The 7,294-nt window shown below is 60.7% G+C and carries 7 protein-coding genes; 6 read left to right on the forward strand and 1 reads right to left on the reverse strand.

The genetic code is table 11. The features are described from left to right. Positions 1-105: 105 nt before the first annotated feature. The 6 genes from narH (at position 106) to B5V00_RS15865 (ending at position 6,508) form a co-directional block, all read left to right on the forward strand. Positions 106-1,593, forward strand: a complete 1,488-nt coding sequence (gene narH / locus B5V00_RS15840) for a nitrate reductase subunit beta (protein WP_085011780.1) — start codon at positions 106-108, stop codon at positions 1,591-1,593. 2 nt (positions 1,594-1,595) lie between these two features. Beyond that, positions 1,596-2,165, forward strand: coding sequence for a nitrate reductase molybdenum cofactor assembly chaperone (gene narJ, locus B5V00_RS15845; protein WP_085011781.1), 570 nt, complete (start codon positions 1,596-1,598; stop codon positions 2,163-2,165). Then, positions 2,162-2,842 carry a respiratory nitrate reductase subunit gamma gene (gene narI / locus B5V00_RS15850; protein ID WP_085011782.1) on the forward strand — a complete coding sequence of 227 codons (681 nt, stop codon included), beginning with the start codon at positions 2,162-2,164 and terminating at the stop codon, positions 2,840-2,842. The genes narJ and narI overlap by 4 nt, the downstream gene beginning before the upstream one ends. A gap of 69 nt (positions 2,843-2,911) precedes the next feature. Beyond that, positions 2,912-4,438 carry an MFS transporter gene (locus B5V00_RS15855; RefSeq protein ID WP_085011783.1) on the forward strand — a complete coding sequence of 509 codons (1,527 nt, stop codon included), beginning with the start codon at positions 2,912-2,914 and terminating at the stop codon, positions 4,436-4,438. A gap of 5 nt (positions 4,439-4,443) precedes the next feature. Beyond that, positions 4,444-6,048 carry an MFS transporter gene (locus B5V00_RS15860; RefSeq protein ID WP_085011784.1) on the forward strand — a complete coding sequence of 535 codons (1,605 nt, stop codon included), beginning with the start codon at positions 4,444-4,446 and terminating at the stop codon, positions 6,046-6,048. Between the two features lie 28 nt (positions 6,049-6,076). Continuing rightward, positions 6,077-6,508, forward strand: coding sequence for a PAS domain-containing protein (locus B5V00_RS15865; protein ID WP_085011785.1), 432 nt, complete (start codon positions 6,077-6,079; stop codon positions 6,506-6,508). Between the two features lie 48 nt (positions 6,509-6,556). Here B5V00_RS15865 and B5V00_RS15870 read toward each other — a convergent pair whose 3' ends face one another. After that, positions 6,557-7,075 carry a shikimate kinase gene (locus B5V00_RS15870; protein WP_085011786.1) on the reverse strand — a complete coding sequence of 173 codons (519 nt, stop codon included), beginning with the start codon at positions 7,073-7,075 and terminating at the stop codon, positions 6,557-6,559. Positions 7,076-7,294 lie beyond the last annotated feature (219 nt).

The following is a 7,294-nucleotide window of genomic DNA, read 5'->3' on the forward strand; positions in this document are numbered from 1 at the left end:
ATTTGTGTAGGGGCGCTGCTTGCCGCGCCCCGGCTCTCGTCTTTTACGGTTGACCGGGCGCAGCAAGCAGCGCCCCTACAGTTCTCAAATTAAAAGGACAAAACCATGGATATTCGTGCACAGGTGTCATCGGTTTTCCATCTCGACAAGTGCATCGGCTGCCACACCTGCAGCATCGCCTGTAAGAATCTCTGGACCGATCGCAAGGGCGCCGAGTACATGTGGTGGAACAATGTCGAAACCAAGCCGGGAACCGGTTATCCGACCCGCTGGGAGGACCAGGAGCAGTACCGGGGCGGTTGGGAGAAGGCGGAGGCGGTGCTGAAGCTGAAGCTGGGCGGCCGCGGCGGGCTGCTTGGAAAAATCTTTTACAATCCGGCCCTGCCGGGCATGGATGACTATTACGAGCCGTTCACCTACAAGTACGGCGACCTGATCAGTTCTCCGGCCGGCAACGACCAGCCGACGGCGCGGCCGGTGTCGATGGTCACGGGTAAGCCGATGAAGATCGAGGCCGGTCCCAACTGGGACGACGATCTCTCCGGCTCCAACGTCTACGCCGCCAATGATCCCGGCGTGGTCAAGCTCAGCGACGAGGAACAGCAGCAGATGTTCGCCATCGAGAAGATGGTGATGTTCTACCTGCCGCGCATCTGCAACCACTGCCTCAATGCAGGCTGTGTCGCCTCCTGTCCCTCGGGAGCGATCTACAAGCGCGGCGAGGACGGCATCGTGCTGATCAACCAGGACAAGTGCCGCGGCTGGCGGATGTGCGTCTCGGCCTGCCCCTACAAGAAGACCTACTACGGCTGGACCACCGGCAAGAGTGAAAAATGCATCCTCTGTTACCCGCGCCAGGAGGCCGGGGAAGCACCGGCCTGCTTCCATTCCTGCGTCGGTCGCATCCGCTACCTGGGGGTGCTGCTCTACGATGCCGATCGTATCGAGGAGGTCGCCCTCAACGAAGACCGTGATCTGGCCGCCGCCCAGCGCGACATCATTCTTGATCCCTTCGATCCGCAGGTTCAGGCTGACGCCCGCCGGGCGGGTATCCCCGAGCAGGTGCTGCAGGCGGCGCGGCAGTCGCCGGTCTACAAGTTCGTCAAGCAGTGGGGCGTGGCGCTGCCGCTGCATCCGGAGTTCCGCACCCTGCCGATGCTCTTCTATGTGCCGCCGATGCTGCCGGTGATTTCCAGGGAAAACCAGGGTCGGCAACAGCTGGCTGACGAGTTCTTCACGACTCTGGAAAAGGCCAGGCTGCCGATCAGGTACCTGGCCGGGCTGTTCGCCGGTGGCAACGAAGAGGAGGTCAAGGCGGTCTATCGTCGGTTGATCGCCGTCCGTATGCAGCGTCGTTCGGTGTCGGTCGGTGACCTTGATGCCGCCGAGGTGGCGAAGGCGGCCGAGCTGGCCGGACTCACCACAGAGCAGATCGACGCCCTCTACCGGATGACCGCTCTGACCCGCATCAAGGAACGGATCGTGGTGCCGCCGATGCTGCGTGAACAGGCGATCGAGGCCGGCATGGATCCGGAAGAATACAAGCAGGGCATGGGGTTCGGCAGCCGCAAGGCGCCGAAGAGGAGGTGGTGAGGATGCTGAATCTGCCAACCCATCAGCAGATCTGCCGCCAGTTCGCCGGACTGCTCTCCTATCCCGCCGAAGAGCAGTTGCCGACCCTGGATTCCCTGTCGGAGACACTGCAGCCGATCGCCGCCGAGGCTACGGAAAGGTTGCGCAATTTCGCCGCTTTCCGTGAACAACAGGCCCCGTCCCGGGTCGAGGAGATCTATACCTCCTGCTTCGACCTGCAGCCGAGCTGTCATCCCTACGTCGGCTACCAGCTGTGCGGTGAAAGCCAGGCCCGGATTCTGTTCCTGATGCAGCTCAAGCAGCTTTACCGGGAATATGGTTTTACCGATGAAAGCGAACTGCCGGATCACCTGGTGACCATGCTGCGTTTTCTCGGCAGTATAGACGATCAGGCTTGTCGCGACGAGATCATCGCCGACGGCCTGCGTCCGGCGCTGGAGAAGCTGGTCGCCGGATTCGATGGCGAGGAGCAGCCGTATCTCGACCTGCTGCAGGCGCTGCGGAGCTTTCTCAATCTTCCCCTTGCGACCGAGGGATCGGCCGCGGGGCCGGAGAAGGAGTGTGACTCATGATGGATCTGATTCTGTTCGGCATCTTCCCCTATGTCGCCGTCGCCCTGGCGGTGGCCGTCGGCATCTATCGTTACACCATTGATCGTTATTCCTGGTCGTCCCAGTCATCCCAGTTCCTGGAGAAGAAGGCGCTGTTCTGGGGTTCGGTTCCCTGGCATTACGCCATCCTGCTGATCCTGCTGGCCCATTTCCTCGCTTTCCTGGTGCCGGGCGCCTGGGATGCGCTGCTCGGGGCGCCGTTACGGCTGTTGCTGCTGGAGGCGACCGGCATGGCGCTGGGGATCTGTACCCTGCTGGCGCTGCTGCTGCTGATTGTCCGCCGGGCCGGCAACGCCCGCCTTTGTGTGGTGACCAGCAGGGTCGACTGGTTGCTGCTGATTCTGCTGCTGCTGCAGGTCGCGACCGGCGTCATCATCGCCACCACCCTGCGCTGGGGAGGTCTCTGGTACGCGCACACCATTTCACCCTGGCTCTGGTCGCTGCTGACTCTGCGGCCGGACATCCAGTACCTGGCGGTGATGCCGGCGGTGGTCAAGCTGCACGCCTTCAACGGGTTCCTGCTGCTGGCGGTTTTCCCCTTCTCGCGCCTGGTGCATGTGGTCAGCGTCCCCTTCACCTACCTCAGCCGTCCCTACCAGGTGGTGGTCTGGCATCGCCGGCGCGCGCGGCAGGGGTGATGAGTTGGGCAGAGAGTTGTTTGACAAGGTCTTTTTTTCCGCTGATATCAGACTGAAAAGGTTTCTTTTATGATGGAGCAAAAGGCAACAGCCACTTCTCACAAGGTCCTGTTTCTCAATACCTTGGCCTTCACGGTTTGCTTCGCCGCCTGGATGTTCAACGGGGTGCTGGTCACCTTTCTGGCCGACAACCAGGTTTTCGACTGGGGACCGGTCGAAATCGGCTGGCTGATGGGGATTCCGGTGTTGACCGGTTCGATTTTTCGTCTGCCGGCCGGAATGCTGACCGACAAATTCGGCGGCAAGCCGGTCTACGGTACCCTGCTGTTTCTCTGCGCCATCCCGATGTTCCTGCTCTCGAAAGCCGACAGTTTCACCACCTTTGCCCTGTGCAGCTTCGGTTTCGGTCTGGCCGGGGTCAGCTTCTCCATCGGCATCGCCTTCTCCTCGGTCTGGTACCCGCGCGAGCGCCAGGGAACGGCCCTGGGGATCTTCGGCGCCGGCAACGCCGGCGCGGCTCTGACCACCATGTTTGCCCCGACCATCCTCAACCGGCTGACCGACAACGGCGCCAATCTCGACGCCTGGCGGCAGTTGCCGATCTATTACGCCATCATGCTGGCGGCGATGGGAGTGGTTTTCTTCATCTTCTCCGAGAACAAGAAACCGGCCTCCTCGACCAAGACCTTTACCCAGATGCTGACCCCGCTGAAGAATGTCCGGGTCTGGCGCTTCGGGCTCTACTACTTCCTGGTGTTCGGCTGCTTCGTGGCTTTCTCGCAGTGGCTGGTTCCCTACTTCGTCAACGTCTACTACCTGCCGCTGGTGACCGCCGGCCTGTTCGCCTCGGCCTTCAGTCTCCCGTCCGGGGTGATTCGTGCCCTGGGCGGCTGGCTCTCCGACCTGTTCGGCGGCCGCACGGTGATGTACTGGGTACTCGGTGCCTCAGTGGTGATCAGCTTCCTGGTGATCGTGCCGAAGATGGAGATCTATTCACCGGGGCGCGGGGTGATGGCCAAGCGGGCCGGGGTGGTGACCGCGGTCAACCCCGAGTCGATTGCGGTCGACGGCAAGAGCTACAAACTGAAGCTCAAGCCGCAGAACCTGGAAACCTTCGATGACCAGATGCTGATCCTGCCGACCAAGCAGGCCTGGCACGAGCCGGTGGTCGAGGTCGGCCAGCAGGTCAGGAAGAAGGAGTTGCTGGCCAAGGGGGTGACGCGGATCTTCTTCCAGGCCAATGTCTGGATTTTCGCCATCCTGATCATCATGCTCGGCAGTATCTGGGGGATCGGCAAGGCGGCGGTCTACAAGCTGATTCCCGATTATTTCCCTGACGAGGTCGGTGTTGTCGGCGGCATGGTCGGGGTGCTGGGGGGGCTGGGCGGCTTCTTTTGCCCGATTATTTTCGGTTACCTGCTGGAATGGACCGGGCTGTGGACCAGTTGCTGGATTTTCATGTGCGCCCTGTCGCTGGTCTGTCTGCTCTGGCTGCATCTCACGGTGCAGAAACTGATGCGCGAAAAACACCCTGAAGATATGCAGAAAATCGAACAGGACAAACAAACCATTATCGAAGAAGCTCTCAAGGAGTAAGGACCATGCCTATCAACCTGGACAAGTGGGACGTCGAGGACGAGCAGTTCTGGAATTCCCAAGGCAAGAAGATCGCCACCCGCAACCTGTGGATCTCGATTCCCAGCCTGCTCTGCGGCTTTGCCGTCTGGCTCTACTGGGGGATCATCACCGTACAGATGATCAACCTCGGCTATCCGTTCAGTCAGTCGCAGCTGTTCACCCTGTCGGCGATCGCCGGCCTGACCGGCGCCACCCTGCGGATTCCGAGCTCCTTCCTGATCCGCATCGCCGGCGGCCGCAACACCATTTTTCTGACCACGGCGATGTTGATGATCCCGGCGATCGGTACCGGGCTGGCCCTGCAGAACCGGGCCACGCCGATTGAGGTCTACTACCTGCTCGCCCTCTTCTCCGGCATCGGCGGCGGCAACTTCGCCTCCTCGATGTCGAACATCAGTTTCTTCTTTCCCAAGCGGGTGCAGGGGACTTCGCTCGGACTGAACGCCGGGCTGGGCAACTTCGGTGTCACCACCATGCAGATCGTGATTCCGCTGGTGATGACCTTCGGCCTGTTCGGCGGTGAGCCGCAGACCCTGATCAATACCAGCGGCACCCTGATCGGCAAGATCCCGGCCGGCACCGAGACCTTCATCCACAATGCTGGTTTCGTCTGGTTGCTGCTGCTGGTGCCGCTCGCCTTCGCCGGCTTCTTCGGCATGAACAACATCACCACCGAAACCGTATCGCCGAACCTGGCATCGACGCCGAAATGCTTCGCCATGATCCTCGGGCTGCTGGCGATCGCCTTCGTCACCTCGATCGCCGGTCTCTACCTGCTGCTGCCGCCGCCGGTCGGTTTGGGGCTGCTGAGCAAGTGGATCGTGCTGCCGCTGGTGATCGCCGCCACGGTTTACGGAATGAAATTTCTGACCACCGGCGGTCTGCGTGAAAATCTCAACCGCCAGTACCGGATTTTCAACAACAAGCACACCTGGGCGATGACCATCATCTACACCATGACCTTCGGTTCCTTCATCGGCTACTCGGCGGCCTTCGCCCTGTCGATCAAGGTTATCTTCGGCTTTTCCCATATCATGGTCGACGGGGTGATGACCCACAACACGATCAATCCGAATGGCCCCAGCGCGTTGATGTTTGCCTGGATGGGACCCTTCATCGGCGCCCTGATCCGCCCGGTCGGCGGCAAGATCGCCGACAAGCTCGGTGGCGCCATCGTCACCCAGTGGGTTTCGATCGTGATGGTCATCTCGGCCCTGGGCTGCGCCTACTTCATGAAGGCCGCCTACGCCTCGGCGACCCCGGAAGACTACTTCATTCCGTTCCTGGTGCTGTTCATCGTGCTGTTCACCGCCACCGGGGTCGGCAACGGTTCGACCTTCCGCTCCATCGCGGTGATCTTCGACAGCGAACAGGCCGGTCCGGTGCTCGGCTGGACCTCGGCGGTCGCCGCCTACGGCGCCTTCATCATCCCCAAGGTGTTCGGTGAGCAGATCAAGGCCACCACGCCGGAAAACGCACTTTACGGCTTCGCGATCTTCTATTTCGTCTGCCTGGTGATCAACTGGTGGTTCTATACCCGCAAAAACGCCTATATCCAGAACCCGTAACGGAACTCACAGCTATGGAGCAGATCCTATGACCGATTTTGAGACCGGCAAACTCTGCGAACGGATTGTCAACCAGGCCCCGGACGCAATCCTGTTCGCCGACAACCGGGGTATCATCCGTCTCTGGAACCAGGGGGCGGAGCGGATTTTCGGCTGGCCGGCCGCCGAAGCTTTGGGTCAGCCCCTTGACCTGATCATTCCCGAGAAGCTGCGTGGCCGACACGGGGAGGGTTTCGCCAGGGTGATGGCGAGTGGTATATCGAAATACGGCACCGACCTGCTGTCGGTGCCCGCGACCCACAAGGACGGTCACCGGCTGTCGGTCGACTTCTGCATCGTCATGCTCAAGGATGATCAGGGGCGGGTCGAAGGAGTCGCGGCGATCATGCGCGACATGAGCGCTCAGCGGCAGAAGGAGAAGGCGCTCAAGGAACGGGTTGCCGAGCTGGAGGAACGCTGAGAGCGACGGCGATGGGTCGGGCCCCGGGGTGATTCCGCGGGGCGTGACTCATCGTGTCTGGTTGTTTACCCTTATACAGATCTCTTCCACCACCTCTTCCAGGTTCTTCCCCCCCTCATCGATGGTGATTTTGGCCCAGCGCCGGTAACGCGGCAGCCGTTCGGCATAGAGTTCGGCAAGACTGCTGCCGGGATCGATGACCAGCCCGCGGCTTTCCATGTCGTGCAGGCGCTGCTCCAGTTCGTCCAGCGGGACATCGAGAAAGATGATGGTGCCGATGGCGGCCAGGTGGCACATCGCCGCCTCGCTGTAGATTGCCGAACCGCCGGTGGCGACCACCGCGTTGCAGGCGTTGAATTCCAGCAGTACCCGCTCTTCCAGGTGTCGGAAGGCGGTCAGTCCCTTACAATCAATAGTTTCCTGCAGCAGTCTGCCGGTGCGCATCTGGATCAGCAGGTCGGTATCGACGAAGCTGAATCCGAGACGCTTGGCCAGTATGACGCCGACGGTGCTTTTGCCGGCGCCCGGCATGCCGGTCAGGATCAGGTTGGACCGTTCGTGATTCATAGAGAAACCTAGGAGTCTGTCGGACTATTCGGGCTGAAGCGAAAATTTGGCTGATTGAGGTCAGATTTTAGCTCATTTGAGGGCAATAGCTGTAGCTATTGATCGAAAAGGAGCTGAAATATGGACCAATCAGACGGATTTGCAGCCAGGCCTTGGATAGTCCGTATATGGTCTCCCCCCTTTTTGCAAGGGCTTTGTGTCGTTAATGACAGGGACAGG

This window comes from Geothermobacter hydrogeniphilus (assembly GCF_002093115.1).
Classification (GTDB): domain Bacteria; phylum Desulfobacterota; class Desulfuromonadia; order Desulfuromonadales; family Geothermobacteraceae; genus Geothermobacter_A; species Geothermobacter_A hydrogeniphilus.